General features: G+C 61.2%; 22 protein-coding genes and 1 pseudogene. 11 read left to right on the top strand and 12 right to left on the bottom strand.

Going from position 1 to position 25,729, the window contains the following annotated elements; all coding sequences use genetic code 11:
* The first annotated feature begins 79 nt into the window (after nt 1–79).
* The 5 genes from PFU01S_RS07595 to PFU01S_RS07575 all read left to right on the top strand — a co-directional run bounded on the left by PFU01S_RS07595 (nt 80) and on the right by PFU01S_RS07575 (nt 5,512).
* The gene (locus PFU01S_RS07595) at nt 80–2,380 is read left to right on the top strand and encodes a fatty acid cis/trans isomerase (RefSeq protein WP_028686957.1); all 2,301 of its coding nucleotides are present in this window, start codon (nt 80–82) and stop codon (nt 2,378–2,380) included.
* A 108-nt stretch (nt 2,381–2,488) separates the two neighbouring features.
* Complete coding sequence (locus PFU01S_RS07590) at nt 2,489–3,523, top strand: acyltransferase family protein (RefSeq protein ID WP_027914644.1); 1,035 nt, start codon at nt 2,489–2,491, stop codon at nt 3,521–3,523.
* 58 nt (nt 3,524–3,581) lie between these two features.
* Nucleotides 3,582–4,166, top strand: coding sequence for a Fe-S biogenesis protein NfuA (gene nfuA / locus PFU01S_RS07585; RefSeq protein ID WP_023536208.1), 585 nt, complete (start codon nt 3,582–3,584; stop codon nt 4,164–4,166).
* A 251-nt stretch (nt 4,167–4,417) separates the two neighbouring features.
* Nucleotides 4,418–5,026 carry an SCO family protein gene (locus PFU01S_RS07580; protein ID WP_027914645.1) on the top strand — a complete coding sequence of 203 codons (609 nt, stop codon included), beginning with the start codon at nt 4,418–4,420 and terminating at the stop codon, nt 5,024–5,026.
* Nucleotides 5,027–5,512: a copper chaperone PCu(A)C gene (locus PFU01S_RS07575; RefSeq protein ID WP_027914646.1), complete on the top strand. Its 486-nt coding sequence runs from the start codon at nt 5,027–5,029 to the stop codon at nt 5,510–5,512. It abuts the gene before it with no gap.
* A 34-nt stretch (nt 5,513–5,546) separates the two neighbouring features.
* Here the strand turns inward: PFU01S_RS07575 and PFU01S_RS07570 are convergent, their stop codons facing one another.
* From PFU01S_RS07570 to PFU01S_RS07535, 8 genes and pseudogenes are all read right to left on the bottom strand, one after another.
* Entirely contained in the window at nt 5,547–5,774 is a 228-nt protein-coding gene (locus tag PFU01S_RS07570; protein ID WP_027914647.1) for a hypothetical protein, read from the bottom strand.
* A 70-nt stretch (nt 5,775–5,844) separates the two neighbouring features.
* Nucleotides 5,845–6,679, bottom strand: a pseudogene (locus PFU01S_RS07565) (AraC family transcriptional regulator).
* Nucleotides 6,676–6,990, bottom strand: coding sequence for an AzlD domain-containing protein (locus PFU01S_RS07560; RefSeq protein WP_028686958.1), 315 nt, complete (start codon nt 6,988–6,990; stop codon nt 6,676–6,678). The pseudogene PFU01S_RS07565 and the gene PFU01S_RS07560 overlap by 4 nt, the downstream one beginning before the upstream one ends.
* Nucleotides 6,990–7,679: an AzlC family ABC transporter permease gene (locus tag PFU01S_RS07555; RefSeq protein ID WP_027914650.1), complete on the bottom strand. Its 690-nt coding sequence runs from the start codon at nt 7,677–7,679 to the stop codon at nt 6,990–6,992. The genes PFU01S_RS07560 and PFU01S_RS07555 overlap by 1 nt, the downstream gene beginning before the upstream one ends.
* Nucleotides 7,680–7,798: 119 nt before the next feature.
* The gene (locus PFU01S_RS07550) at nt 7,799–8,473 is read right to left on the bottom strand and encodes an SEL1-like repeat protein (RefSeq protein ID WP_219858017.1); all 675 of its coding nucleotides are present in this window, start codon (nt 8,471–8,473) and stop codon (nt 7,799–7,801) included.
* 169 nt (nt 8,474–8,642) lie between these two features.
* Complete coding sequence (locus tag PFU01S_RS07545; protein WP_027914652.1) at nt 8,643–9,710, bottom strand: SGNH/GDSL hydrolase family protein; 1,068 nt, start codon at nt 9,708–9,710, stop codon at nt 8,643–8,645.
* A gap of 36 nt (nt 9,711–9,746) precedes the next feature.
* Nucleotides 9,747–10,376 carry a LysE family translocator gene (locus PFU01S_RS07540; protein ID WP_028686959.1) on the bottom strand — a complete coding sequence of 210 codons (630 nt, stop codon included), beginning with the start codon at nt 10,374–10,376 and terminating at the stop codon, nt 9,747–9,749.
* 1 nt (nt 10,377) lies between these two features.
* Nucleotides 10,378–11,166: a YqcI/YcgG family protein gene (locus PFU01S_RS07535; protein ID WP_033736753.1), complete on the bottom strand. Its 789-nt coding sequence runs from the start codon at nt 11,164–11,166 to the stop codon at nt 10,378–10,380.
* 158 nt (nt 11,167–11,324) lie between these two features.
* Here PFU01S_RS07535 and PFU01S_RS07530 point away from each other — a divergent pair, with 158 nt between their 5' ends.
* The 4 genes from PFU01S_RS07530 to PFU01S_RS07515 all read left to right on the top strand — a co-directional run bounded on the left by PFU01S_RS07530 (nt 11,325) and on the right by PFU01S_RS07515 (nt 20,091).
* Entirely contained in the window at nt 11,325–12,245 is a 921-nt protein-coding gene (locus PFU01S_RS07530; RefSeq protein ID WP_027914655.1) for a LysR substrate-binding domain-containing protein, read from the top strand.
* 163 nt (nt 12,246–12,408) lie between these two features.
* The gene (locus tag PFU01S_RS07525; protein WP_028686961.1) at nt 12,409–14,769 is read left to right on the top strand and encodes a DNA polymerase II; all 2,361 of its coding nucleotides are present in this window, start codon (nt 12,409–12,411) and stop codon (nt 14,767–14,769) included.
* An 82-nt stretch (nt 14,770–14,851) separates the two neighbouring features.
* Complete coding sequence (locus PFU01S_RS07520; RefSeq protein WP_028686962.1) at nt 14,852–19,330, top strand: NEL-type E3 ubiquitin ligase domain-containing protein; 4,479 nt, start codon at nt 14,852–14,854, stop codon at nt 19,328–19,330.
* 209 nt (nt 19,331–19,539) lie between these two features.
* Nucleotides 19,540–20,091: a DUF4174 domain-containing protein gene (locus PFU01S_RS07515; protein ID WP_028686963.1), complete on the top strand. Its 552-nt coding sequence runs from the start codon at nt 19,540–19,542 to the stop codon at nt 20,089–20,091.
* A 67-nt stretch (nt 20,092–20,158) separates the two neighbouring features.
* Here the strand turns inward: PFU01S_RS07515 and PFU01S_RS07510 are convergent, their stop codons facing one another.
* The 3 genes from PFU01S_RS07510 to PFU01S_RS07500 form a co-directional block, all read right to left on the bottom strand.
* Nucleotides 20,159–21,496 (bottom strand): MFS transporter, encoded by a 1,338-nt coding sequence (locus tag PFU01S_RS07510; protein ID WP_028686964.1) that lies wholly within the window; start codon nt 21,494–21,496, stop codon nt 20,159–20,161.
* Between the two features lie 158 nt (nt 21,497–21,654).
* A complete protein-coding gene (locus PFU01S_RS07505) occupies nt 21,655–23,220 on the bottom strand; it encodes a sensor domain-containing diguanylate cyclase (RefSeq protein ID WP_027914660.1) in 1,566 nt (521 codons plus the stop codon).
* Nucleotides 23,221–23,294: 74 nt separating this feature from the next.
* Complete coding sequence (locus tag PFU01S_RS07500) at nt 23,295–23,774, bottom strand: hypothetical protein (RefSeq protein WP_027914661.1); 480 nt, start codon at nt 23,772–23,774, stop codon at nt 23,295–23,297.
* Nucleotides 23,775–23,901: 127 nt separating this feature from the next.
* On the opposite strand from PFU01S_RS07500, the gene PFU01S_RS07495 reads away from it, so the two are divergent.
* Together PFU01S_RS07495 and PFU01S_RS07490 are read left to right on the top strand one after the other, a co-directional pair.
* Nucleotides 23,902–24,399, top strand: coding sequence for a GNAT family N-acetyltransferase (locus tag PFU01S_RS07495; RefSeq protein ID WP_027914662.1), 498 nt, complete (start codon nt 23,902–23,904; stop codon nt 24,397–24,399).
* A 122-nt stretch (nt 24,400–24,521) separates the two neighbouring features.
* Nucleotides 24,522–24,842: a hypothetical protein gene (locus PFU01S_RS07490; RefSeq protein WP_027914663.1), complete on the top strand. Its 321-nt coding sequence runs from the start codon at nt 24,522–24,524 to the stop codon at nt 24,840–24,842.
* Between the two features lie 105 nt (nt 24,843–24,947).
* Here PFU01S_RS07490 and PFU01S_RS07485 read toward each other — a convergent pair whose 3' ends face one another.
* Entirely contained in the window at nt 24,948–25,727 is a 780-nt protein-coding gene (locus tag PFU01S_RS07485; RefSeq protein WP_033736756.1) for an ABC transporter ATP-binding protein, read from the bottom strand.
* Nucleotides 25,728–25,729 lie beyond the last annotated feature (2 nt).

Raw genomic sequence — 25,729 nt, 5'->3', positions numbered from 1 at the left:
AACCCTTCATCCCAGCTATTAATACAAGCATTGCCAATTTTTCATTGCCTTGGCTGCACATAATCAGGACATCCCGCACATGGTGCATCGTATGCTTGCCGGCCTCACTGCCCTGTTGATCAGTGGCGCGGTGCTCGGGCAAGGTCTTCAACCAGCTCCAACCATTTCCTATACCCGCGATGTCCAGCCGATCTTCACCGAGAAGTGCGTCGCCTGCCACGCCTGCAACGACGCCGCCTGCCAGCTCAAGCTCGAGGGCGCCGAAGGTGCCGTGCGCGGTGCCAGCAAGGTGCCCGTCTATCAGGGCGAGCGCAGCAAGGCCGTAGCGCCCACGCGATTGTTCTATGACGCCCATAGCGAGGCCGAGTGGCGCAAGAAAGGCTTCTATTCGGTGCTCGACAATCAAAGCGGCCAGGCCGCGCTGATGGCACGCATGCTCGAACTGGGGCACAAGACGCCGCTCACCCCAAATGCCAAGGTACCGGATGAGATTGCACTTGGCCTGAACCGCAACAACATGTGCCCGTTGCCCCATGAGTTCGATGCTTATGCCGGTGTGCATCCCAAGGAGGGCATGCCGCTGGCCGTGACCGGCCTGACCGACCAGGAATACGCGACACTGCGTGGCTGGCTGGCGGCGGGTGCGCCCGTCGAGTACCAGGCGATCAAGCCCAGTGCCAGCGAAGCCCGTCAGATCGCCGAATGGGAAGCGCTGCTCAATCGTCCAGGGGCTTCAGAAGCACTGGTGGGGCGCTGGCTGTACGAGCACCTGTTCCTGGCCCACATTCATTTTACCGGGGGTGAGCAGGGGCACTTTTTCCAATGGGTACGCTCGCGCACGCCCAGCGGGCAGCCTGCCGACATCATTGCCACGCGCAGGCCCAATGATCCGCCCGGCACAGCGTTCTTCTATCGCCTGATTCCCGTGCAGGGTGTGATCGTGCACAAGACTCACATCACTTACCCCCTCGGGCCGCAAAAACTCAAGCGGGTCAAGCAGCTCTTCTACGCCGGCGATTGGCAGGTGACCACGCTGCCAGGCTACGGCCCTCGGCACCGCGCCAATCCCTTCGAAACGTTCGAGGCGATCCCGGCGGTGGCGCGCTACCAGTTCATGCTCGACAACGCCGAGTACTTCGTGCGCACCTTCATACGCGGACCGGTCTGCCGTGGGCAGATTGCCACGGACGTGATCCGCGACAACTTCTGGGCGCTGTTCCAGGAGCCGGCTTTCGATCGCTACGTCACCGATGCCCGTTACCGTGGCAAGGCCACGCCCTTGCTCGCCATGCCAGGTCAGAACGATGACGTGGGCAGTGTGCTTGCGTTGTGGCGCGCCTATCGCGACAAGCGCAACGAGTACGAGAAACTGCGCCGTGAGGCCTACGCCGATATGCCGGCCCCGGGCTGGTCGACATTGTGGACGGGCAACGACAACGCGTTGCTGAGCATCTTCCGTCACTTCGACAGCGCGACAGTGACCAAGGGCCTGGTAGGGGACGTACCCCTGACGATGTGGTTGTTCGACTACCCCTTGCTGGAGCGCACCTACTACCAGCTGGCGGTCAACTTCGACGTCTTCGGCAACCTGTCGCACCAGTTGCAGACGCGCCTGTACTTCGACCTGATCCGCAACGGCGCCGAGGTCAATTTCCTGCGCCTGATGCCGGCTGAGGCGCGCCAAGACATCCTGAGCGACTGGTATCAGGACAGCGGCAAGATAAAGATGTGGCTCGACTATGAAAACATCGACGCCGATACGCCGAGCGGCCTTGCCTTGAGCCCACGCGATCCCAAGCGCGATTTCGGTATGCAGTTGATCGCGCGTACCGCCAGCATCAATGCCTCACCCGATCCGATCAACCGCTGCCAGGGGGCGTATTGCTCGCGCCCGCAGATGAGTGAAGAGTTTCGCAACGCAGAGCAGTCGCTCAGCCGGCTGGTCTCGCGTCCTGCAGCCGGGTTGAAAGTGATCAATCAGTTGCCTGAGGCGACACTGCTGCGCATCGAAGGGCAGGGTGGGCAGCGGCAGGTCTACACCTTGATGCGCAACCGGGCGCACAGCAACGTGGCATTCCTGCTGGGCGAGGCTTATCGTTACCAGCCAGGCCTCGATACCCTGACCTTGCAGCCCGGGGTCATGACCAGCTACCCCAACTTCATGTTCAACGTGCCAGCCGCCGAAGTACCGGTTTTCGTCGATCTGATGAGTCAGGCCAAGGATGATACCGCTCGTTTCGAGCGCATCGTAGAGCGGTGGGGCATACGCCGTACCCATCCGCAATTCTGGCGTTACTTCCATGACCTGAGCGCGTTCATTCAGGAAACCGACCCCGTGGAAACGGGCGTGCTGGACATGAATCGCTACGAAAACCTCTGATCGGGGCGCGCTGACCTTTCGCGCCCTCCTGCGGTCCCAACCCATGAGTGGCACCGGCAGCTGCGCTGCAGCCGGTGCCTGAATGCACCGGCAAACGCAGGGTACTTCATGCTGTATTCGCTTCAGGCACTTCGTGCTTTCGCCGCCTGGGTGGTCGTCTGCCACCACTTCATGCAGGTTTTCTTCGACTTTCACGCCTCCGGCCCCGTCGGCCAATTGTTCACTGACCGGGGTGCGGTGGGCGTGGATATCTTCTTCGTCATCAGTGGGTTGGTCATCTACCTTTCGACCTGCGACAAGCAGGTTGTCCCGCATCAGTTTGTGCTCAACCGCGTGCTGCGTATCGTGCCAGCCTACTGGTTCTACTCGGCGTTGATGGCCTTGATGCTGCTCGCCTTCAGTCAATGGATGCCGCATCAGGTATTCACCTGGCAACACCTGCTGCGTTCACTCTTTTTCATACCAGCAGAAAACCCAGGTGGTTACGGTATGTACCCTACCTTGAACGTTGGCTGGACCCTGAACTTCGAGATGATGTTCTACCTGCTGTTCGGGATGGCGTTTCTCGTAAGCCGGCGCCTGCATTTACTGGTGGTCGCCGGCCTGTTGGTAGGGGTGAGTGAAATCCTGGGGCGCCTGGGCGTGGTCAGTCACTTCTACAACAACGACATCGTCTATGAGTTTCTGCTGGGCATTGGTATAGGTGTGCTTTACCGCCGTGGCCTGGTCCGTCAGGGTATTTGGGTCCCGATGGGGCTCCTGGCCGTAGCCGCGTTGGCCATCTATCAGCTCGACGCGTCCCAAAGGCTGCTGCATTGGGGCCTGCCAAGTGCAATGGTTGTCCTCGCCTTCATCGCCATGGAGCCACTGTTCAAGGGTAATCGCATCCTCAAGGCGCTGGGCGACTGCTCGTATTCGGTGTACCTGATCCATGTGCTGGTCCTGCACCTGGGCTGGTTTGCCAGTCAGCAACTGGGGCTGGACCCGTACCTGACATTCGCCCTCTGCGTGCCTTGCATCGCCACCCTGTCGTGGCTCAGTTACCAGTGGATCGAGCGCGGGCTGTACCGCTGCATGCAGGCCTGGATGCAGGCACCGAGCGCGCAGGCGCAGCCGTATGTGCTTTCCCGAGTCAAATACTAGGACTTTGTTAGAGGGCTGCGTTGGCGTACACTGACGCGCAAGTCTGTGAGGAACCTACATGAGCGCTATAACCATTACCGACGCCGCCCATGACTACCTGGCCGATCTGCTGTCCAAGCAGAACACGCCCGGTATCGGCATTCGTATCTTCATCACCCAGCCGGGTACCCAGTACGCCGAGACGTGCATCGCCTACTGCAAGCCGGGCGAAGAGAAGCCTGATGACACTGCTGTGGGCCTCAAGAGCTTCACCGCTTACCTCGATGCGGTCAGCGTGCCGTTCCTGGAAGACGCGCTGGTGGACTACGCCACCGACCGCATGGGTGGCCAGTTGACCATCAAGGCGCCTAACGCCAAGGTGCCCATGGTCAATGAAGACAGCCCGATCAACGAACGCATCAACTACTATCTGCAGACCGAAATCAACCCTGGCCTAGCTAGCCATGGCGGTCAGGTCAGCCTGGTGGATGTGGTCGACGAGGGCATTGCAGTACTGCAATTTGGCGGTGGCTGCCAGGGTTGCGGTCAGGCAGACGTTACCCTCAAGGAAGGCATCGAGCGCACGCTTCTAGAGCGTATCCCCGAGCTCAAGGGCGTGCGTGACGTGACTGACCATAGCCAGAAAGAAAACGCCTACTACTAGTAGGGCTTCCGGGTTGCGCCGAGCTGGAATCGGACTTGGCGTGGGCCCTGTAAGCCGACGTGCCGCTTTGCGCTAGCAACAAACTGTTACGTTTGCAACCTCTGCGACAATTGGCCGCTGCCTGTATTCAGCGGCCTGGAGAGGTAATCGCCGCCGGTGGGTAGAAGGGACATGGGGGGCATGCCAGAATGCGCCGGTTTTCTGGCCGGCCCGTCCCGAGGGTCGGCACCTTCCCTGTAAAGGATGGTTTCATGAATGATCTTCTGACCCGGCGTTCAGTCGTCGCCGGCATGGGCGTTCTTGGACTTGGCCTGCTGGCAGGTTGCAGTCCGGCGCGTGGGCTTGAGTTCAAGTACGGCAAGAACATGAGCAATGAAATCCTTGGGCGAAAGTTCTCGCTGCGGGATCCACAAGGCAACGTCCGTACCCTGTCAAGCTTCTATGGCAGCATGCCGATGGTCTTCTTCGGCTTCACCCAGTGCCCGGCCATCTGTCCGACCACCCTGGCGCGAGCTGCTCAAATTCGCAAACTGCTGCGCGGCCGTGACCGTGATCTGTTCCAGGTGGTATTCATCACGCTCGATCCAGAGCGCGATACGCCGGAAGTGCTCGATGCCTACGTCAAGGCGTTCGACCCGACCTTCACCGCGCTTACCGGCACGCCTGAAGAAATCGACGCCGTGGCCAGGGAGTTCAAGGTGTTCTACGAAAAGGTCCCGGCCGGCGACACCTATACCATTTCCCATTCGTCCACCAGCTACGTCTACGACACCCGTGGCACCCTGCGGCTGAGCCTCGGGCATTCCCTGACAGCCAAGGAATGTGCCGAAGACCTGGTTACCCTGATGGAGATCTGCTGAATGTCATTGCAATCCGTTAAGCGCGGCCTGGCGGCCTTGGTCCTGCTGGGCATCACTGGGCCGGTACTGGCCCAGACCACCGTCAGCGAAGCGTGGGTGCGCGCCAGCGTGCCTCACCAGCAGTCGACCGGCGCATTCATGACCATTACCGCCAGTGGCGACAGCAAGCTGGTCAGTGTCGCCTCGCCTGTGGCCAAGACCGTCCAAGTACATGAAATGACCATGAACGGGGACGTCATGGGCATGCGTGAGGTCAAGGCGGTTCCGCTGCCGGCCGGCAAGCCCGTCACCCTGGACCCCAATGGCTTGCACGTAATGTTGATGGGCTTGAACGATCAGGTAAAGGAAGGCCAGCAGGTCCCGCTGACCCTGACGGTGCAAGCCGCTGATGGCACTACCGAGTCAGTCGCCGTGCAAGCTCAGGTACGTGCGCTCACTGCCCAGGCGCCAGGTGAGCATGATCATATGCACATGGACCACCCGTAACACTCAATGGGGCTGCTTTGCGGCCCCAGCAAGGTCAACTGCGAAATTTCGGCAGTGGCCTGTCCAGCGTCAATGACGTCAGTGCTCGGCGCACACGTGCTTCGTCAGCTTCCAGGGCCTTCAGGCTCGCCCTTATCTTACCGGCCGCCGGCAGGTCGCCCTGTCGGTCGATCCAGTCTGCGATCTCCTTGCAGGCGGTGCTTAGGCACGCTTGCCGCTGATTCATCAGTGACAGAAGGGTGGTGATCTCTCTTTCAGACATGACGGCTCCTCCTTTCAGCCTTTTAAGTGTAGCAGCGCCACGGCCAACCGACTGCGCCGCGTTGACGCACTCAAGCGGCGAAACAGGCTAACCGATAGGCCCCCGGGGTGATGCCATAGGCTTGCTTGAACTGCCTGTTCAAGTGGCTCTGATCGGCAAAACCCAGGCTGAACGCCACTGCCGCAGGCGGCTGCCCCTGCTTGAGCAGTTCCCTGGCCCTTACAAGACGTCGCTGTTTGAGCCAGGCGTGAGGGGGCATGCCCGTGGCCTGGCGAAACACCCGTGCGAAGTGAAACGGCGACAGGTTGACGGCAGCCGCCAGCAACTCCAGCGACGGCGGGTCGGCCAAGTGGGCTTCCAGCAACTCCCGGGCACGTACAACAGCGCGAGGCTCTTGACCTGGGGCAGACAGTTCGGCCAGGCGACCGTGGCGTTGAACCAGCGCCAATACCGCCTGGCGCCATACGGTTTGTTGATGCAGTGCGCTGGCGCTGCTCTCGGACAGTTGATGCAGTTGGCTGAAGGCGCTGGCAAGGCCAGGGTCGTGGATCACGCTATCGCGAAAGCGCGGCATCCCCGCATGGCCAAGTTCCAGTTCATCGAGCACGCCGGTTTACGCGCTCATGTTCAGGGTAGAACCCGCGATAGCGCCACCCGGCTTCGTGGGCCTTGGCACCGGTGTGCAGTTCGTCCGGGTTGATCAGGACCATGCTGCCAACGGGGGCAAGGTGCTCGCTGCCTCGGTGCCAGAAGCGCTGGGCACCGGACTCGATGACCGTGAACACATAGCCTTCATGCACATGGGGTGCGAACCGCTGTTGCACATACCGGGCGTGCAGCATTTCCACATCGCCCAGCGCCGGTGCCTGCCATAGGTGCGTTTGCTCACAGGTCGTGGCGTTCATGAGAGGACACTTCGCAGGACGAAGAAAATCAACATGCTCAACAGCATGCTCAGCATCACGTTGCGGGTCAACCTCACCAGTGCGGCGGCCACCACCGCCCCCAACAGGTAAGGGTTCAGCGGTTGCAGGTTGAGCGTATGCGCCGGCATGAAGATGATAGGCCCGCAGATGGCCGTGAGCATGCCCGGCACCGCAAAACCCAAAAATTGACGCGCATTGGCGCTCAGCCGCAACGGTAAGCGCGGTTCGAGAAAAGCATAGCGATTGAGGAAGACCACTACGCCCATGCCGATGATAAGCAGCCAGGTCATCACACAACCCTCCCAAGCTTCTGGCACGCGAAACCGGTGCCCATCCCAAGCAGGCCAGCGCTGACCAAGGCCGTTTCCCAATGCCAGTGGCTGAACAGTACTGAGGCGCCCAGTGAAACGGCGACACAAGCCAGGGTAGGCAGATTACGTACCAGGGGCGTGATCAGGGCGACGAACGTGGCGACGATTGAGAAGTCCAGGCCTAGCTGATCAAGGTGTGGAATGCTTTTCCCCAGCACGATTCCGGCCCAGGTGAACAGATTCCATGCAACGTAGAATGTGAAGCCTATGCCCAAGGCATACCAGCGATTGAAATGCTGGTGGTCGTGCCGACTGGTCAAGGCAAAGAACTCATCGGTCAGCAGAAATCCAAGGCCCAGGCGCCAGCGCAATGGCAAAGGGGAGAGCGCTGGGCGCATCGACAACCCGTAAAGCAGGTGCTGTGAAGTGAGTAACAAGGTCGTCAGGAGTATGGAGGCCAGGCTGGCACCGCTTTTGAGCATGCCGATGGCCACCAGTTGCGCGGCGCCGGCAAAGACGATCGCCGAGAGCCCTTGGCCTTCCCAGGCGCTGAGGTTGGCTGCGATGGCCATGGACCCGGCCAGCAGGCCCCAGGGTGCGACAGCAAGCGACAACGGCAGGATGGCGATGGCGCCCTGCAGGAAGGCGTGGCGTGCGATGGACGGCATAGGTATGGGCATCTGGACAAGGCAGGCCAGCATGCCAAGCCATCACAGGCGATGGCTTGAACGTTCTTGCTCTCTTGTCACCCGCTTGGTGCGCCGCGCCCAGACCCGCGGCGGGTGGGTCAGGGCCGGCTGGTCAAATGCTGCTGCGCCGTGACACAGCCGTTGGTCTCTACGGCTTTTTGCAGCAATGAGTGGCGGTGTTGCGGATCGAGATCACCCAGCAGGCGGTAGACCTCAGCCTGGTAATCGCGCTGACGTCCCCACAGCATCTCAAGGCCCTGGGGTTGACTGCGGCTGCAGGCCATGCGGGTGGCAGGCTGGGGGTAGTAAGGCGCATAGAGGGTTGCCATGCTGGGTACGGCCTCCAAAGCGGCGCGGTACTGGGCACTGGCGTTGTAAGGTGGGCACCAGGTGGCGATGGCAGGCGCAGCCGGCGCAAACCCCTGGTCGAGGCTTGCCTGGAGCAAAGGGCAGGCAGCGTCGGGTATTTGCGCGGCGGGCAAGTAAGTCATGTAATAGAGCGCCAGACGGTACTGCGCGACTGGGTGACCGAGTGCGACCGACTTCTTGAGCAGTGCCACCGCAGTCGGCAAGGTGTGTGCCATGGCCTGCCCCTGACGACGCAGCTCTGGGTCGCTACCCAGGGCCGTTCGCAAGACGCTTTCATCCTCCTGGGTATCGGCCTGTTCCAGAAGGGGCAATGCCTGGCGGTAGAGCAGATCGGCATGGGGGTCGATGGACACTTCCAGTGCATGCCCCGCCGCAGGTGCCAGGGCGGCCAGTACCAGTGCCATTTGTGGCAAGCGACTCACAGGCTTGCCTCGCAAGTTGCCAGGCAAGGATGGACGGCTTCTCTATTCATGACAGTCAAGCGTACGCCTCAGGCAATCGGAACGACAGGCTATTCTAGCCATGCAACAGGCCGGTCCGAAAGACCACCCGACGATTGTCAGTCAGACACGCTTACAGTGTGCTTGCGCGCTGCGGTTTTTCCTGGGCAAGTCCGAGCTTGGCCGTTATCACTTTAGCCAACGCAGTCTGTCCCAAATCGTTGAGGTGCAGGCGATCAATGAACAGGTCCGAACCGAAGGCTGGGGAGCTGTCGAGCATGCAGTTCATGTCGTAGCAGGGCACCGGCGCGGCCTGTTCACGAATGCGGCGAAAGAATGCCGCGTGTACCCTGCGATCGAAAACGCCTTCGAGCAAGCGGTCGGTGCTTCCCGGCGTTTGCTGGAGCGCGCTCAGCATGGCCTGCTCACCCGCTGGCAGACTCTCGCGACACCAGTGCACCAGGGGCTGAAGGATGAAAGTGAGGGTGGTATGGGCGCTGCCTAATAGCCGATCCCATTGCTGCACTGCGCGAGCGATATGGTCGGCTGCCTGGGTCATGCGTTTTTCTGCCGGGGACAGTGCTTCGATAGACTGATGAGGTCGAGGCGCGGCGGCCGGCGGTGCCAGCACCTTGGTCAACCGCTGCCAGAGGGTCAGGCCAGGCTGTGATGCTGCCTGGACTTCCTCTGAGCCGGCCACGGACGTTTGCCAGTCATTGCTCTGTTGAGGTTCAGGTGAGCAGGCAGTGATGTCCCAAAGCGCTTCGTGCGCCAAGCTGTTGAGCCCGCTGAGTATGACCACATGTCCCAGCGGCGCCAGGCGGTGCTCGTGGGTAAGGAACAGCAGCAGCTCCTGGCTCGCATCCAGCCCGCACCCGGCCAGGCTCAACCAGATTTCTCCGGTCAGCACCGAGAGCTGCGAGGCGACCGTGTGTTCATCCGAACTGGCGCCGATGCCCATGGCCACCGACCCCCCGACCAGCAGGTTGAGACGCGTAGTGCCGTTGCGTTCAGCCACCGAAAACCGCCGGCCGTTGCAGTAGCTGTAGCGCAGGCCCAGGGCGTCGGTGTTGACGACGGCCGAGCTGAACCCGGTTTCGTGCACCCGAACGCGTTGAGTGGCGCACTGGGTGGCCTTGGCAAGCAGCTGTTGGTACTCAAGCTGCAAAGGCGAAAGCCCTTGGCGACTGGCTGTAGACATCTGGTCTCCTGGCAAGGCACCGCGTCAGGCAAGGTGCTAGGCGGTTAGCTCCCTGAGGTTGTACAAAAGCCCGCCGATGGCGATCAACAGCAATGCCACGCCAGACGCAAGGCTGATGAATCGATGGCTGCGTGCTGAGGCAATCTTGCCGATGGCAAAGATGTAAAGACTCAGCACGGCGAAGTCGATAACGATCCATAGCAGAGAAAGCACGACCATGCTCTTGCCGAACGACTCGGTAATCTGGATGAACTGCGGGAAGAAGGCGATGAAGAAAATGATGTCCTTAGGGTTGGAGATGCCCACCATGAAGCCTTGCCAAAGACCCCCGCGGCCCGCGGGCTTGGCCATATCGGGCTCGTGGTTGGGATGCGGCGCCTTGAGCGCTTCCCTGAGCGTGCCCACGGCGATGTAGCCGATGAACAGGCAACCCAGCAGGCTCATGGCGCCAAGCCATGCCCTGTCAATGGCTGCGCTGGTAAGAATGATCCAGGCCGCTGCTCCGATCAGTACCAGTGAGGCCCAGTTGGTGCCCAGGGCCGTGAAAATGGCCTTGCGTGAGCCCGAAGCGGCTGCGGTGTTGACGATCAATGCCACGACCGGACCTGGAGTGGCGATCAGCAGCAGGACGGTAAGGGCGTAGGTGGCAGTCAGGGCGGTATTCACGTCATTTCTCGATGATGTTGTCGGGGGTGGCAGACACGGCGGTCCTGGCATGGAAAGGGCAGCGCGCCGGGTTCAACGAACCGGTTTCCTGCAACTGGTACTGCATCCACTCGAAATTATCCGCTTCACCGAAGAAACCGAGGCTTTCAGGTACTAACCCGTCGTTGTAGTGGCCGACCCGTTGACGAATGCGCTCGCGGATGCGCTGGCCGCTCTGGGTGGCGACATTGGCCACTTCGTCGAAGTTCTCTCGGGGGTTGATGACGAATGTGATGTGCTTGCCCAGGTTGCGGCTTTTCATCTGCTCGTGGCCCGGGAAATTCATGTTGATGAACAGCGCCATGCCGGCAAAGCAGAACGACCAGCCGCTGTCGGCGGGGTCGGCTGGCACTGTCTGGGGCCAGGGATTCGGATCCCGAGCATGAACGCCTTGCAGCACCTTCCAGGCAAGCGCCTGCTGTTGGGCAAGCGGCATGTCGGTCACCGTTTCGAGAAATATCACCAACGGGTGGCCGATACGTAGCTTGGGCGCAACCGGATCCATCAACCGGACATAGCTGGTCAGCCCTTGAGCGATGTCATCCGCCAGCTGTTCGGCGCGGGCGAAAAGGACATAGCACGTCTGCGCATTGACTGCCTTGCGCCCGAACAGGCAGGGGAATTCCGGATTGGCAAGGGTCTGGCGAAAGTGTTGCAGGGTAGCGATTGTCCAGTGTGTTTCGATGCACTCATGTTCGAGGGCCTGCTCAAACGCATCCAGGCGGTAGCAATGTCCATATCCCGTAAACATGGTTTCCCCGAGCTTCAAATGATGAACGATCCACGCAGATTCAGGCAGGATTTAGGTTATGTATGTTTTTTCACTGCATTTTCTAGCACTGTCGACAGGTTGTAAAACGCGTGAAATTATGAGCTACTATTAGTCTTGCTAATACTCAGGAGGCGTCAATGTCGGAAAGGATTCAGGCCTTGCATGCACTGCGTGCGTTCGAGGTTGCGTCCCGCTATGGTTCATTCACCAAGGCGGCGGAAGAGCTCGCACTGACCCAAGGCGCAGTCAGTCACCATATCAAGACCCTGGAGGGCATGTTCGGCTGCGATTTGTTCGAGCGGCGCGGGCCCAAACTGAGCCTGACCGAGCATGGGCGCTTGCTCTCTCAAGAGCTCAAGGTCGGCTTCAAGATCATTGAGAACGCTTGCTCGCTTCTGCGCCAGGACCGCTACGGCCTGCGTCTGAAGGCGCCTTCAACGCTCACCGTGCGTTGGTTGCTAAGGGCACTGGATGGCTTCAAGAAACACGAAGACACCTGTTCGGTGCAGCTGTCGAGCGTGTGGATGGACATCGACAGCGTCGATTTCTATTCCGAACCCTACGACTGCGCCATCTTGCTGGCCAACGGTCGGTTCGCTGCCGATGTGGAGAGTTGCCGGCTGTTCGACGAGTGGCTCATACCGGTGTGCCACCCTGACTACATGGAGCAGGCGCAGCCTGTGCTGTCGGACCTGAACCGTTGCGAACTGCTGCATCCCTCGCCGGATCGGCGCGACTGGCGGCGCTGGCTGGCGCGGATGGAGGCCCTTGATGTCAGCATCGACCAAGGACAGGTGTTCGACACGCTCGATCAAGGTATCTCCGCCGCTCAGCAGGGCCTGGGCATCTCCGTGGTCGATCTGGTGTTGGCCAGTGCCGATCTGGCAGCCGGGCGCCTGGTGACACCTTTCAAGCAAGCCGTGGCAACTGGGGATGGCTACTACATGACTTGGCTGAAAAACAGCCCCAAGGCCCGTCAGATGCAAAAGTTGCGAGATTTTCTTCTCGGTCAAGTGCCTCCACTGGTGCTCAAGGACATCAACTACCTGTACAGCTGAATTCACTACACCGCACAGGGTAAGCGCGACCCGTCCACCGACGGTGGAGGTTAGACGCTGGGGCTTGGTTGCCGGCGCAATCATGTCGTCTCGCAGGCAAGGCCAGGTGCGCCTGGAGCGACCCGTTACATTCGTCATCATCAACAACGCAGAGGGCGCGGCGGTGGATTTGCAGCAGGGCTTCGTCCTGACCCGGCACTGGTACGACACGCAGGCAGGTACGTGCGTGGAGCTGTGGCTGGCTACCGATCAGGGCCCCCGGCAAGTGCGACTGGCGCCCCAGATCAATGTGGCGTTCGTCCCTCAGGCGCAACAAGCGCACGCGCAACGGTTGCTGGCCGACGAGCCGGATGCAGAGCTGCGCCCGCTTGGATTGAAGACATTCGATCAACGCCCAGTAATGGGCCTGTACTGCCGTCAATACCGGCAATTGCTTCAGGTAGAACAACGGCTGCGCGCCGCAGGTATCGACGTCTACGAGGCCGATGTCAGGCCACCGGAGCGCTACCTCATGGAGCGTTTCATTACGGCCCCCGTGCAGTTCGCTGGATGCCTGGATGAGCAGGGCGTGCTCTGCGATGCCCAGCTCAAGCCGCACGGCAGCTACCGCCCATCGCTGCGCCTGGTGTCGCTGGACATCGAAACTACCGAGCGGGGCGAGTTGTACAGCATCGCCCTGGAAGGCTGTGGGCAGCGCCAGGTGTACATGCTCGGCCCACCCAACGGTGACCCTCGCGAAGTTGACTTCGACCTGCACTACTGCGCCGATCGCAGTGCGTTGCTGCACTGCCTGAACCACTGGATAGCGCGCCACGACCCGGACGCGATCATCGGCTGGAACGTGGTGCAGTTCGACCTGCGCCTGCTGCATGAACACGGCAAGCAGCTGCAAGTACCCATGCACCTGGGCAGGGGGGGTGCGGCCATGACCCTGCGCGCGTCAGGTAGTGGTGGCCATGTCTTCATCGATGTGCCCGGCAGATTGGTGATCGACGGCGTCGAAGCGCTGCGCTCGGCAACGTGGAGTTTTCCATCGTTCAGTCTTGAAAATGTCGCGCGAACCCTCTTGGGTGACGGCAAGGCCATCAGTACGCCCTACCAGCGCATGGATGAAATCAATCGCATGTTCGCCGAGGACAAGCCTGCGCTGGCGCGCTACAACCTGAAGGACTGTGAACTGGTCACACGCATCTTTGCCCACACCAGGTTGCTGGAGTTTCTGCTTGAGCGCGCGTCGGTCACGGGCCTGGCGGCAGACCGCAGCGGTGGCTCGGTGGCCGCCTTCTGCCACTTGTACATGCCTCACATGCACCGCCAAGGCTACGTCGCGCCCAACCTGGGCAGCCGCCCCGACGAAGCCAGTCCCGGCGGTTTCGTCATGGATTCACGACCTGGGCTGTACGATTCGGTACTGGTGCTGGACTACAAGAGCTTGTACCCCTCGATCATCCGCACATTCCTGATTGACCCTGTCGGCCTCGCCGAGGGGCTGCAACAGCCAGATGACACAAACGCGGTCGAAGGCTTCAGAGGGGCGCGTTTCTCACGCACACGTCACTGTCTGCCGGCGATCGTCGAACGTGTGTGGCGCGCCAGGGAACACGCCAAGCAGGATCGCAATGCGCCATTGTCCCAGGCGCTGAAAATCATCATGAATGCCTTCTACGGGGTGTTGGGCTCAAGTGGCTGCCGGTTTTTCGATGCGCGACTGGCCTCATCGATCACCTTGCGCGGGCACCAGATCATGCGCCAGACCCGCGCCTTGGTCGAAGCCCGCGGGTATGACGTGATCTACGGCGATACGGATTCGACATTCGTCTGGCTCAAGACCGGCCATGATGAGGCGGCGGCCGAGCAGATCGGCAATGCACTGGTGCGCGAGGTGAATCAATGGTGGCGCGAACACCTGCGCCAGACGCTCGGCCTGGAGAGTGCGCTTGAGTTGCAGTTCGAGACCCATTACCGGCGTTTTCTCATGCCCACCATACGCGGCACCGAGGAGGGCAGCAAAAAGCGCTATGCCGGCCTTGTTCAGCGTGCCGATGGCACTGAAGACATGGTCTTCAAAGGGCTGGAATCGGTACGCACCGATTGGTCGCTGCTGGCCAGGACCTTCCAACAGCAGCTCTACCGACGCATTTTTCGCGGCGAGCCTTATCGCGAATTCGTTCGCGAGTACGTCGGCCAGATGCTCGCTGGAGAGCACGACGCTTCGCTTGTATATCGCAAACGCCTGCGCCGCCCGCTGGCGGAGTATCAGCGTAACGTGCCACCGCATGTGCGGGCCGCACGGCTTGCCGATGACTATAACCGGGAACTGGGTCGCTCGCTCCAGTACCAGCGCGGAGGCTGGATCAGCTACCTCATGACCACTGCCGGGCCCCAGCCGTTGGAGAATCGTCGTGCCCCCATCGACTATGACCATTATCTGTCACGCCAGCTGCAGCCGGTCGCCGATGCGATTCTTCCCTTTGTGGGTGATCGCTTTTCTACGTTGATCGATGACCAGATGCTGCTGTTTTGATCGTGAGGTAGTACCCCGTCGCCGCAGGTATGTTTGTCGTCTCGCTAACCTCCCGTGCAAAATCACTTCACGGGAGCAACTGATGGACACCGCACTCACTGATCAACAGCTGGCGGAGCAGGCCTGCCAGGATGGCCTGATCGCTGCTCGCTTGCCGGCCTGGCTCAAAAAGCTCGATAAGGCATTCATTGCCCAGGCAGGGCAAGCGCTGAACAGCAGCCTGAAATGCCGCCAGCGTCTGGCCGCGCGGTGGGGATTGATCGAAGGTATCGAGGCATTCGCCAAGCCCCTGCTGGAAAAATCCCTGAGCGCTCGTTTCGGTATCACCCAGGGCGTGGACCAGTTGTGGTTTCGCAATGCTTACGAGGTACCGCTCGCCACTTACTTCCCGATACGGGTGCCCTTGTACGAACGCCACTACTACCAGATACCGCTGCTTGAAGCCGTCTTGCGAAATTTTACCGCTGAACAGACGCAGCCCCAGGTCTTGCCGCCGATGGCTGGCGTGTTCGACGCGGCAGGTAACTCGGTGCCCAGGCTTAGCGCCGCTCGGTTTGCCCAGTTGACCCGGGAACTGGATCTGGGTGGGCTCTATCAACAACATTTGTCTGCCCATCTAGCGTCGGCCTCCATGCAAGCGTTACTAGGTGAGCTGAACCGGCACGAAATGGTGCTTGATGCATTCAAGGCCGATGCCCAGGGCGTGTTCGCTCCCGGCGAGCTCGAACTGTTGGTCGATTTGTGGCAAAGCGGCAGGCTGGGACGCCTGCACGGCGATCGAGTGCTTCCTAAAAGCTTGCAGATTATGGATTGCCCATTGCAGCAGATTCTGGTGCTGGATGTGCGGGACGAATCGTTGGCACCTTTCTACACGTCGAGCAAGCGTGTGCTGGTGTATATCCCAGGTGACCCGTTTGGAGCCTGGAGCACAGCCGATAATCTGGAACGCTTTGAACGCGCTGTGCTCAACGCACGCTTGCGCCAGCCTGCCTATCAGCAGTTTTTTGCGCGTTTCATTCGACGTCGTGATAGCCAACGATTCTTCAGCCAGCTCGCGTCGGCTTTCTATGAAGACATACCGATCTGGGCAACAGCTGACCTGTACCCGGTAGCAAGCGCCTTGTCGGAGCCTGTGTTCGAAACCCTCGCCCGCAGCCGCGTTGCACACGTAATGGACGATGCCGCAACGCTGGCGCCTCCGGTCAACGCGTTGGATCGGGCCATCGGGCGCGCGCATGAGAAACGCCTGGCAGTCGAGGGCTGGACGTTGCTGGGGCTGGCCAGTTTCTGGCTACCTGGGTTGGGCCTGGTATTGCTTGCCGTGACTGCCTGGGAGTTGATGAAGGAGGTGTATCACGGGGTAGACACTTGGCACGAAGGCGAGACGGAGCAGGCTATGGACCATATGACCCATGTGGCCGCTCAAGTTGCATTGATTGGAGTTACCGCGGGAGCGGGTTATGGTTTGGCCAAGGTGTGGAAACGCTCGACGTGGGTAGATGGTCTGGTCCAGTCCAACGTTGAGGATGGGGGCGCGCGCCTGTGGTCCGAGGACCTGGCGCCCTTTCGAAGCTCCCCGCCACCTGTTGAAGCGGTGGCAGATCATGAGGGGATCAGCCGCCAGGATAGCCGCGCATGGATCCGCATGGACGGCCACACCTACCCGGTGCAGCAACGCACGACGGACGAGCAGTGGCAACTGGTGCCGCGCGAGGGTGTAGGTCCTCTTTTACAGCACAACGGTGCAGGTGCGTGGCGGTTGTGGAGTGAGTCTCCCCTGGATTGGTCGACCAGCCATTACCTGTTCAGGCGCCTGGGCGAGCCGATGGCTGAACTTGACGACACGCGAATCGAGCAGGTCATGGCCATTCACGCGCTCGACGATGACCAGCTACGCGGTTTGCATTTTCGCGGCGCCGACCTCTTGCCAGCGCTGATCGATACCAGCCGCCGTGCGCATCTTGCTCAGCGTACCGAGAACCTGCTGATGCAGTTGCGCACTGGTGTTGTAATCGAAGATCAGAGGCTGCTTGCGCAGGTTGTGCAGCTGACCGGTGGCGAGGGCCTGTCTTCTTCGGATCTGGCGGCGCAGCTCGATGCACGACGGTACGAGGTCATGCAGCACCTGCTTGATCAGCAAATGTCTCCTTCCAGTCAGGATATCCAGGCTTTGCAGTGCGTATTCCCACGCTTGTACCCCAGTGCGGCACAGGCGCTGCTGGCCAATGCGAGCAGTGTCGACCTGCAACGTCTGCGTCGGACGGGTCGCGTGCCATTGCAACTGGCCGAAGCTGCCCGTGAGCGCAGCTCGCACATTCGTGTGCAGCGCGCCCTCGAAGGCCTGTACTTGCGGACGTCGCAGGATACGGACTTGGCCAAGCTGGTCCTGAAATTGCTCGACTATCGAGTTGGAGGCATCGGTAATGTGCGGTGGCGCCTGTTGAGTGCGCAGTTCAACGGCGTGCAACTGACCAGCGCCGGAGAAGGGGATGTCGAGCTACAGCTGTTCCATGACACCCAAGGCTTCAGTGTAAGAAACGCCTTTTCGCAGGAAATCTGCCCTCCCGGGGACCTGTTCGAGGTCATCGTGAATGCCTACGATCAGGCCCAACTGACAACCATGGGGCTGCATGCGCCCTTCGCCGAAAGTTTGCGCCAGGAAGTCGCTGCGCTTGCCCAGGTTCACCGGGCAGCGCTGCCTGAGCTCCTGGGCATCGCGACTCGCGGCCGCTGGCAATTGCCCACCCGCTTGGCCGACGGCCGCGTGGGTTACGTGCTCAGTGGACGTGGCGGGCGCAGGCCCAACCCCTATCTGCGAAGGCTGAGGTTCCTGTACCCCACCTACACCGATAATCAACTCGACGAGTGGCTGACTGATGCACGTTCGGCAGCAGGAGGCATCGAGGCGCGGCTGCAGTGCCTGGAGGATCAGTACCGGACGCTCAACATGCATTTGCGTACGTGGGCCAGGCAAGGCTCAAGTCATGCCGAGCGTCAACGTCGCCGGACGCTGGGAAGAGCCTTGCGCAATTGCTGGCAGCACGTGCTCGATGAGGGCATGCACGGCGACAGTCTGATTCTTGCCTATCGTTGGGACATGATCGGCATTCACACCGAAAGTCTACCGGAGCTGCCGCCCCAGATACGGTTTGATCATGTGTATTCGCTGTCGCTGCGCGACGCCAGCATCCGCTACCTGCCTGAAAGCTTTCTGGGTGCGTTTACCAGTGTCCGGTCGCTCGAGCTTCCCGATAACCAGATCTCTCGGATCCCCCAGGCGCTCTTGCAGATGGAACATCTGTGGACGCTGAACTTGGCGCACAACCAAGTGGTGCTGGACGCGGGGCAGGCAACCATTCTCGGTAGCTGCAGCCATTTGCGTTACCTGGACCTCTCACGCAACCCGTTGGGCAGGCCCTTTTCGGTGGGCGGGCTGACATGCCTGCACGAGTTGCGTATAGCAGGCGCCGGCCTGCGCAGCTTGCCTTACCAACTGCTCGAGAGCACTTCGCTGCGGGTGGTCGACTTGCGCGACAACCTGCTTACGGCGTTGCCTGAAGACTTCTATGAATCGCGCCTGTGGGTGGAGGGGGAGGTCCACCTGGGCGGTAATCCGCTGTCGGCTGTTGAGCGCGAACGGCTGGAGCAAGCGTTACTCACAGCGGCTACCCGCGCCCGTGATCGAGCGATGGTACTGGTGCGGCTGAACTGGATGGATGCGATCGGCCTGGCCCAGCGCACGGAACTGGGCACCTGCTGGGAACACTTGCAGGCCATGGAGGGCAGCGGCGAGTTCTTCGGTCTGCTCGAACGCCTGATGGAAACAGCGGATTTTCAGCACCGCACAGGCGCGCGCTATCTTGCCGGCCGAGTCCTGACATTGTTGGGGGCCATGCGTGATTCGAGCGACTTGAGGATGGCGATGTTCAGCGACGCTGAGCAACTGACCTGTCAGGACAGCGTGGCATTGCGTTTCAGCGATCTGGAAGTGCGCCTGCGGGTCTGGCAGGCCGAAGTCCAAGCGCAGCAAGGTGAACGAGAGCAGGTGCTGTTGCACCTAGGGCGGCAGCTGTGGCGTTTGGATGAAGTCGAGCGTGTGGCCATGGACGACGTGCGCTGGCGACAGGCCGATGGTGCCGATCCTGACGAGATCGAGGTGGTGCTGGCTTACCGCCTGGCGCTACGCGAGCGCCTTGACTTGCCCATTTTCACCAGCGGCATGTCATTCAGGGCGGTGGCCGGGGTCACCGAGACGCATATCGAAGGAGCAGCCAGGCGCGTGTTGCAAGCAGAAACCAGCGAGCAACTGGCCAACTCCCTGTTGGACAGGGAATTCTGGTGCAGTCACGTGCGCCGCTTGCATGCACAACGTTTCGACGAGATGAACGCACCTTTTCATGCACGGCTGGAGGCTGTGCAAGAGGCTGCTGATCTGAGCGAACAGCAGGTGTTACAGCAGACGGAAGAAATTTCGCAGCAACGCCAGGCGGCCGAACGGGCGCTTCTGCTGGACATCACGCGTCAGGCGCTGGACAGCGCGGCCGAGCCCCTTCAACCCTAGGAACAGGAGCGCCGTCGTGCCGGAGCAGGGTGAGCGTGTTGAGCTATGCTCGTAGGCATGCACGAGCCATGTAAGGCGCCACATGGCAGGGTGACACCTCCAGTTACTTTTGAGTTGCGCCTTGCCGGTTGGGTTGGTTTAGGCTCCTGCGTCGGATCTTTCTCCAAGGTCCGTAGTCTTTGTTTGATCGAGAGAATAAGGAGATGCGCATGCTTGTCCGGTCATTGACCCTCGCCGCCCTGCTCGCCGCCGTGAGCCCGGCTTTTGCGGCCGACAGTAGTGGGCCATTGGCCCAGGAGCTGGGCAAGGCAAGGCCATTGGTCATCATCGCCCCCAGCAGTGCCGACCCTACCCTCAGGGCCGTGACCAAGGCCATGGAGGATCCGGCTACGCAGGCTGCCTTCAAGGAGCGCAACGTCGTGCTGTACAGCGTCGCCCAGATGATGGGGAAACGGGACGACAAGAACCTGGAGCAGCAGACCACCATGGCACTGATCCGCGAGCTCAAGCTTGGTGCGAGCAAGGGGACCAAGGTCATCCTCGTTGGCAAGGACGGTGAGCGGCACATGCTCAAGGATGATGACACTGGGGAGGTCATCGATCCCCAGGCCATCATCAAGGCGGTGGACGATCTACCTGCCAGTGAAAAAGCGGTCAAGGCTTCCGAGCCGGTTGCGTCCGCAGTGCAGGAAAAGACCAAGGAAACCAAGCCGGGCAAGGCCGCCAAGCCCACCTCACCGCCCAAGCCCTTGGAAGACTGAGCCTCTTGTCGAGCCCTCTCATGGAAGACCGGGTGCCATGCAGGGCTGCCAGCGCAGCCCTCACGGGTCAGGTCGTGGATTGTCCTGCGCTGCCAGTTTGGGCCAGGGATGGGTCATCGTGCAGCGATATCCGCGAGGTTTCCGGCAACGCCAGCCCGCCCACTAGCGCTATCAAGGCAATGACGACCAGATAGAAAGCTGGCGCCAGACTGCTGCCTGTCTGCCCGATCAGCCAGGTCGCGACCAGTGGGGCGGTGCCGCCGAACAGGGTATAGGCAACGTTGTAGGTGATGGCCGACGCGGTATAGCGTGTACGTGTCGGGAAACTTTCCGATAGCAGGGCGGCGGTTACCACGCCGCTGGACAACGCGCCTACCGCCAGCAGCACGACACCGAGCAAGGCGCCGAACATCGACCCCGAGCTGGCCAGCCAGTAGGCTGGGAACACGCACACCATCACCCACAAGCAGGTGAAGCCAATGGTCTTGCGCCGCCCGATCCGATCCGACACAGCGCCGGCAACCGGGCAGCCAGCGGCGGCGAACAGCAGCGCGACAGTGGTCACCAGCAGCGACTGGGCGCGAGTCAGGTTGCCCACCAATTGCAGGTAGGTGGCGAAGTAGGTGGTGAACATGTAGAACGACAGTGCAGTAAGGGAGATGAACGCGCCCAGGTTGCGTATCGCTCGTCCATGGTGGCGCAAGGTCTGCTTGAGGGGCGAATGCTCATGTTCCTTGCCCTGAGCCAGTGCGTCACGGAAGGCTGGCGTTTCTTCCATGCGCCAGCGCAGGTACAAACCGACCAAGCCCAGTGGTGCGGCGATCAGAAAGGGTACGCGCCAGCCCCAGGTGGCCATGGCTTCTGTGGTCAGGCTTGCTTCCAGGCCGTAGGCGATCACGGCAGCGCAGGCAAAGGCCGAGAACGTCGAGACCGGCACGAAGCTGCCATAGAACGCGCGCTTGTCGTTTGGTGCATGCTCCATCAGGTAAGCACAGGCCCCAGCATATTCACCGCCTGCCGAGAAACCTTGCAGGCAGCGGGCGAGCGTCAAGAGCACGGGGGCTGCCAATCCGATGCTGGCATACGTGGGCAGTAGGCCGATGAGGGTGGTCGAGCCTGCCATCAGCAAGATAGTCAGCGACAGGATACGTTTGCGTCCCAGGCGGTCTCCCAGGGCGCCGAACACGATACCCCCCAGTGGGCGCAGGGCGAACGCCACCGCGAACACGGCGAAGGTCTTGAGCAGGGCGACGCTCGGGTCACCACTGGCGAAGAATTGGCTGGCGATGAGTGTTGCAAGAAAGCCGTAAACGGCGAAATCGAACCATTCGACGAAATTGCCGATGGCCGAAGCGGCGATCACCCTGCGCAGGGTGGCAGGGGATACCTCGTGAAGTGCGGACATGCGGGTGCTCTCCGATTTTCCATTGGCAGCCATGACGAGCGTGGTGCGGTCGAGCCGCGCCATCAGTAGTTATGGTTGTCAGTAGATCGGCCCCGCTTACGAGTCGCTTTGTCGAGGACGACCTTCGGATGCCAGAAACGACCGCGGCGATCGGGGCTTTAGGCCACGACAACGCGATTGCGCCCACCTTGCTTGGCCAGATACAGCGCTCTGTCAGCCGCGGCCAACGTGCCGGCCGCATCGCCTGTGCCCTCCCAGTGCGCCACCCCAAGCGATACAGTCAGGGCGCCCACCGGCGCTACCGGGGTGTCCCCGATGGTCGCGCGCAGGCGCTCGGCCACACTGGCTGCCACAGCTAGATCCGCACCGGGCAAGAGCATCAGAAATTCCTCCCCGCCAGTACGGCACAGCAAGTCGCCTTCCCGGCAGCAACGGCGCATCGAATGGGCCAGTTGTCGCAACACGGCATCGCCGGTGTCGTGCCCGTGGCCGTCGTTGATCCGTTTGAAATGATCCACGTCCATGACGATGGCTGAAAAGCGCCGCCCTTCGGCCTCCAGCAACGACAGGCTGAATTCCAGCCCGCGGCGATTGATCAGCCCTGTCAGGGGGTCGGTCTGGGCTTCGCGGTTCAGGCGGCCAATGCGTTCGTGCAGCAGGTTCAGGCCGAACAACAACGCTCGCTTGAGCTCAGCCGCCTCGAAATACCACGCACGCACCCGATGCAAGTCTTCGGCCGTGTTGGCGCTGTCCATCATCCGTGCACTTGCGGCGAGCTGCCAGAGCGGCCGAGCGATGACCAATGCCAGCCACCAGAGCAGCAGGCTGCCGACCAGCGCCAGTGGCGCTGATGTACCTATCACATTGAGGACCAGGGTATTGAGCGGCGCCACGGTGCGTGACAGTGGTTGCTGGGCGACCACGCCCCAGCGGGCGCTGGGCACGGTGGCGAAGCCTGCGAGCATCTCGACGTTCTGGCTGTTGGTGAGCGCCACGGTGCCGCTGGGCAGTGTTGGCAACTGATCGATCAAGGCATTGCCCTGCACGACAGTACCGACGCGCTGGTTATCAGGGTGATAGAGCAGGCGTCGTTGGTGGTCGACTACATAGAGGTATGAGCCGTCCTTGTAGAAATGCTCGCCCAGCAGGCTGTTGAGGATATTGCGTTCGCGCAGGTAGAGGGTGCCCCCTACGTAGCCCAGGTAACGGCCTTGCTTGTCGATGATCGGCTGCGAAAGCGTGACCACCAGGTTGTTGGCGGCAGAGACGTACGGGGTCGAGACCAGCGCACGCCGCAGGTGCAGCGCTTCGTCGACGCCTGGGGAGCGCATGCGCCCGCCCACCAGGTGCCGTAGCGGCGCAGGGGAAACTGACAACAATGTGCCGTCGGCATCGATCACGAACGTGGAATTGAACGCCATGCTCTGCGCCAGCACGCGGTCTGTTTCAACCTGCAAGGCCACGGCGTCACTCAATTGTCGGCCTTGTACACCTGCGCTGAACTGCAGTTGCTGCAAGGCGTTACCGATGAATGTTTCGGTGATGGTGGCCAACTTGGTGGCGTACACCCGGTTCGCTTCCAGTGCGTGATTGATCAGCAACTGCCGCTGGACGCGGTAGCTGGCAAAATAGCTGGCGCACAGCATCACCAGTGCGGTGAGTGCGCAGAGCACCAGAATGAGCCTGCGCAGGTCCAGTCGCAATCCATGCTTGGTGTTAGGCAATCCTGACCTCGGAATCATCAAATGCGGCGAATGGCAAGGAATGCTCATTGGCAGTCGCGTAGCGCGAGTGTCACTCAGGGGGCGTTTTTTTCAAGCGCCTTGAGTTCAGCCTCCACGTCCTGCATGCGCTGTTCAGCCACCGCCTGTACCTTGGCATCTGCGGCGGTTTGCTGCATCAGTGCCGTGAGTTTTTCACTCAACCGCTTGCCTTGCGGTGTCTTTTCCAAGGCGCGGGCCTTGGCGGGGTCCTGCAAGGCGCCGACGATACTGGCGAATTCGGCATCGGTGAAGTTCTGTTCGCTGTACAAGCGGAACAGGTCCTGACGCTGGTCGTCAACCGTCAGGTGCCGACGCAGGACCTGTTCGATACGGGTCTGGCTCACGTCAGGGTGCTTGCCCGCAAGGAGCACGGCCATGCGCTGAATGTTGTGGTCATAAGCCTCCTGCAGCGGCAACTGGGCAACGATCTGTTCTTCTCGCGAGGGTTTCTGGTCGCACGCCGTGACCGCGGCGGTGAGCGCAAACATGAGCAGCAACTTCGGGAAGCGAGGCATGGCTTGGCCTGAATGGGCTGTGGGGTAGGGCGATTATACGGGTGCGCGCACGTCCGGGACGAGCGTTGCATTTGCCTTGCCGGGCTGGCTGCGGTAGAACCAGGCCTTTGACTGCAACGGTTGCCCCATGCCTGAACTTACCCTGCGCCCCGTGACCCCCGAAAGCCGTGACGAGGTCGTGGCCTTTGTCGAGGCCGCGCGACGGGACTTGTTCCCGATGCTTGCCAAAGCGCCTTTACCTCCCGACCTTGCACAGTTTGATGATGTCTATCTGCAAGGCGCCGGCGCCTTCCTCGAAGCACGGGCGGGCGCAGACCTGGTGGGCGTGATCGGCTACCTGCCCTATGACAACCGCTTTGCGCAGTTCGACTACGGTGACCAGCGTGTGGCCGAGGTCGTGCGCCTGTTCGTGTTGCCTGCCTATCGCCGGCTTGGCGTGGCGGCACGCTTGTTCGGGGCCTTGAAAGCACAGGCGGCAATCGATGAAATCGACCGTTTTTACCTGCACACCCACCCATTTCTGCCGGGCGCCGTCAGCTTCTGGGAGCGGCAGGGCTTCACCCTGCTAGACGTTGAGGACGACCCGATCTGGCAGACGACCCACATGGACCTGCGGCTGCGTTAGGCGCTCGGACATGTCCTACATTGACGCAGGTGTGATGGACCACGCGTTCATTTTCTTACAAGGCAGGTGATGGTTTGCTTCCTCGTGCACGGACTTTTCACAGCCGCAGAGGGAGAGTGACAATGCCGCACATGGCCCTGTACAAACTGAAACTGCTGGATGAATTCGAGGTTCGCACAGACGGTTGGTCGTTCGACGATTTCCAGAACCGCCTGATGGACATCTGGCGTGGCGCCACCCGCCAGGATGCCGCCTGCATCATCAATGCCGCGCACCGAGAGGGCAGGTGGCCCAGGACGGTCAGGCAATACCTGTTGAGTCGCATCAAGGTGGCCGGCCACGTCGAACCGGAGTTGGAAGCCACGTTCATCGAACTGTCTGGCTCGCTCACTGGCCAGGAGCGGGCGCAATGGTGCCGCACGGCGGCCGATACCGTTCACTGACCGCTGACAGGGGCGCGCGGCGGCCTCGCTGTCGCCGCCCGTATTCAACACGCACTACCGTCGGCCTACTCGATGTTCACGATGTGGCGCGTGATACGCAGGCGCTCACGCGCTGCGAAAGCGCAATACCTGAGCGCCGTCCAGCGGGTCGGTGAGCACGTGTGCGTGAACGCCGAAGGTACTCAGCAAGCAAGCGGGCGTGAGCACATCCAGCGGTTTGCCCAGTGCGACCAGTCGCCCGTTGTTCAATACCGCCACACGGTCGCAGGTCAATGCCTGATTGAGGTCATGCAAGGCCACCAAGGTCGTGACCGGCAATGCTTGCACCTGCTGCAACAGGCCCAGTTGATGCTGGATGTCGAGGTGGTTGGTCGGCTCGTCCAGCAATAGCACTGCGGGGCGTTGCGCCAAGGCCCGAGCGATGTGAACGCGCTGGCGCTCGCCACCGGACAACGACCCCCACAGGCGGCTGCGCAAATGCAGTGCATCCACATCAGTCAGCGCATGCTCGACGATGGCCTTGTCGTCCTCACCGAACGGCGCCAAGGCCGATAACCAGGGGATACGGCCCAACGCCACAGCGTCGAAGACTCGAATGGCATCGAGCGTGTCAGCATGCTGCTCGACCAGTGCCAATGACCTTGCCACCGCTCGGCGAGGCAGGCGCGAGAGCGACTTGCCCAGCAGTTGCACGGTGCCAGTGGCCGGCTTACGCAGGCCTGCCAGCACCTTGAGCAGCGACGACTTTCCCGAGCCATTTGGCCCGACGATGGCCAGGGTCTCGCCGACGTGCACCGTCAGGTCGATCCCGTCGAGCACCGGGCGGCCCCCCAGGTGCAGGCTGATGCCCTGGCAGCCCACTGGGGCGAGCTGCATGGGCGCCATGG

The organism is Pseudomonas fulva NBRC 16637 = DSM 17717 (assembly GCF_000730565.1).
Lineage (GTDB): Bacteria > Pseudomonadota > Gammaproteobacteria > Pseudomonadales > Pseudomonadaceae > Aquipseudomonas > Aquipseudomonas fulva.
The sequence above is the reverse complement of the archived record's forward strand: the minus strand, read 5'-3'. Positions and strand labels throughout refer to the sequence as shown.